This window comes from Mesorhizobium sp. M4A.F.Ca.ET.020.02.1.1, from assembly GCF_004022645.1.
GTDB lineage: Bacteria > Pseudomonadota > Alphaproteobacteria > Rhizobiales > Rhizobiaceae > Mesorhizobium.
The window spans coordinates 1-3,139 of sequence record NZ_RZOI01000699.1 but is presented as its reverse complement, the minus strand read 5'-3'; the positions used below and the strand labels follow the sequence as shown (position 1 = coordinate 3,139).

Annotated in this window: 3 protein-coding genes; 1 reads left to right on the top strand and 2 read right to left on the bottom strand. The window is 64.5% G+C overall.

Going from position 1 to position 3,139, the window contains the following annotated elements; genetic code table 11:
- Positions 1-608, bottom strand: a 608-nt coding sequence (locus tag EN742_RS29545) for a hypothetical protein (protein WP_210214489.1), incomplete at its 3' end; no start/stop codon positions are given.
- Positions 609-775: 167 nt separating this feature from the next.
- Complete coding sequence (locus EN742_RS29540; protein WP_245455529.1) at positions 776-1,294, bottom strand: hypothetical protein; 519 nt, start codon at positions 1,292-1,294, stop codon at positions 776-778.
- A 234-nt stretch (positions 1,295-1,528) separates the two neighbouring features.
- Here EN742_RS29540 and EN742_RS29535 point away from each other — a divergent pair.
- The coding region (locus tag EN742_RS29535; protein WP_128333587.1) for a glycosyltransferase at positions 1,529-3,139 on the top strand (1,611 nt) is incomplete at its 3' end.

Below are 3,139 nucleotides of genomic sequence, written 5' to 3'. Positions count from 1 at the left end.
GTCTTGAAACGGTCGAGGCGCTGGGAGCCGCCGAGATAGGCTATGATGGCATTTCCGACCAGCGGATCGGCGATGTCGCCATAGTGGATCGGGAAATATGGCTGCCCGGTCTCGAACAGCACGGATTTGATCTTGGCCCGAAACAGGTTGAGTTCGTTGAGGTAAGAATTAAACCGGTCGATGTCGAAACGCACTTTCTTGCGGTCATCGCCAGCGGGCAGCGGCTCCGAGGCATCGACAGTCCAGACGCCGGACGCCTCGGCCTCAAGCAGTGAAAGGAAGGACGCGACCGGGTTCCTGACGAGCCAGAGCTTCTTGACGCTGTCGTCTTCCAGCACCGGAAGAATGGCCGGCCGCGTCTGCTCGGGAAATAGGTGGAAGCCGACAAAGCGGGCCACCGGGTCGTCGAAGATCCGCGCGATGAATTGCTCGGGGTCGGCGTCACGCACCTCGACGGCCTCACGGGGCAGGTTCATCTTCTCGTGGTAGTCGTTGCGCAGGCCGACAAAGGTCGAATTGAAGACCTCGCCATGCATCACCATCCCGTCATACTGATTGAGATGGCGGTTGAGCGCTTGGGATCCGGTCCTTGGCGAGGCGATAAGCACGAACTTTTGACATGGCTGCATTCGCACGAGGCCCGCGAAGACGACGACGGCACCGAAAATACACCAACGACCCCTTGGATCAATTGCACCGCCGCAGCATGGATCGGCGATGGCGGGCGCTGCCCAGCGCCCGCCATCGTGATGCTTTTCAACACTGGTTCGCGGGATCAGCCGCCGCGCAGTCGGGTCGGACCGAGGCTGGCGATGGTCGTGCCGCGCTGTTCGGAAGGACATGTCGGCAGAAAGCGGCTCGCATCGGCGTAGGTCATCGTCGCGATGGAACCCTTCAGCCCGCCGCGCTTGGCGATCCAGCCGCGAACCCAGCCGGGATAGTTCTTCATCATGAAATTGGCGGCCACCTGGTTGCCGCGCGCGCCGGCGCCATACGGCAGGTGAAAGCCGAACGACGCGCGCTGCGTGATGCAGACCTTGCTCCTGGGCATCGACAGATAGAGTGTGCAGGCCGAGTCGCAGGCGCCGCTGAAGCGCACGAAGGTGCCGCTGCGGCGCATCTTCAGCGCACGGATAGCATAGTCGATCACATAGCCGCCGCGGTCGCCGCTGATCGTCTTGACGTTGGCACTGCCGAGGTTGATGCGCGGCCGCATAAGTTGGTCGGCGGAGCTCGCCGAGACCGTGGCGCCCATTACGACGAGCGCACCGAGAAACATCATTGTCGTTTTCATTTGCGCCTCCTGATATGCCGTCATGACTAGCCAGGAGCCGTAAAGATTGCTTATGCCGCGTCGCTAAAGTTGTAACAGTCGTTTGATTGCACAGCCATTTTAGGAACTGCTTGAGGACTTGGTTTACCGACAGCGCAGAAGCATGATCACCAAAAAGTAAACCTGGCACGGGCATCATGACGGAAGGGATCGCGCCGCGGAGGCGCTTGCGGCGGAACTGAACAAGGAATTTCGATGGCCGTTGGTGGCAAGGAGCTAAGGCCGTTGCAGCCGGAAGGCGGGCGTCGCCGCGTCTGTGTCATGACGAGCGTGATCGGCCGTCGCGGCGAAGACGAAGCGGCCATGGTCGCGCTGGCCAGGCTTTTCGCCGCGGACGGCGACGAGGTCACCCTGCTATGGGTGCCGGGCCAGCAAGAGCCCTCCTCCGAAACGATGGCGGCGCACCGCCACGCGCTGGAGACGACCTCGGTCCGGCTGCATGTGCTCGACAGCTCGGATCGGTTGCTGCCCTCGCTGGCGACGCCCGAGAGCCGGTCGGCCGCCGTGCTGCACTATCTCGAACGGTCCGGCCACGACCTGGTCTATGCGCCGCTCGAGGGCGGGCTGCCCTACTTCACCTTGCTCGCGGCCGAGACAGCAGCGTTCACCGCGCCGCCCATCGTCATCGTCGCCCATGCTCCCGCGCAATGGGAGCATGAAGCCGACAAGGCATTCATGGACAGCACCTCGGCGATTGCCGTCGCCTTCATGGAGAAATATTGCGCCGAGATGGCCGACGGGACGATCTGCGTGTCGGCAGCCTTACGCAGGTGGATGGTGTCGAAGGGCTGGAAGGCCAGGAAGTTTTCGGTGATACCGCTGTTGCGGGACGCTGTAGACCCTGCCGGCGCGCTGCCGTCGACCGGCAAGGGAAGCGCAAGCGAGCTTGTCGTGCTGGCCGGGTGGCGGCATCGCGATGGTCTGACGCTGTTGTGCGATGCGCTGGACATCCTTGCGACGGCGGCGCCCAAGGACCTTAGCATCACCGCCTTTGGTCCGTTCGGAAGGATCATGGGCGAGCATAGCGGCGGACTGGTTGTGCGGCGCGCCGAGCGATGGCCGTTCAAGCTTAACCTGTTGGCGAATGCGGACCTGAACACAAGGCTCGACCGTGCCGCCAGGACCGGGGCGCTTGCGGTCGTTCCCGCGCGGGCCGCATCGACCGGCGCGACCGTCGCAGCCTGCATCGAGGCGGGGTTGCCGGTCGTTGCGACCAATGTCGGCGCGAACGCCGAGGCCTGGCTGGCCGAGGCGGGCCAGCCAGGCCTGGTCGAGCCCGACCCCGCCGCGCTGGCGCAGGCGATCTCGGCGGCGCTCGACGATCCGCCGCGCGTCCAGCGGATCGACCGCCTGCGCCAAACCCGGCAGGCCTGGCTGGATACGCGCGATCCGCCGCGCAGGCGGGCCCGCAAGGGCGCCGGACCATCGCCGCTGGTTTCGATCGTCATGGCCCATCGCAACCGGCCGTCCTATCTGAAACAGGCGATCGCGGCGGTCGAGGCTCAGACCTACGAAAATCTGGAACTGGTGCTGGTCGACGACGGCAGCGACCTGGACGAAGCCAGGCGATTGCTGGACGCGCTGGAACCGGGCTTCCGCCAACGCGGGTGGAAGATCCTGCGCCGGCCGCACAAGCACCTCGGCGCGGCCCGAAACGCCGGCATTCGCGCCACGCAGGGCGAACTGGTCCTGTTCGCCGATGACGACAATGCGCTGTTCCCGGAGGCGGTCGAGCATTTCGCCCGCGCCATGTCGGCTTCGGGCGCGGATATCTGCACCGCGTTCCAGTTGATCTTCTACGAGGAC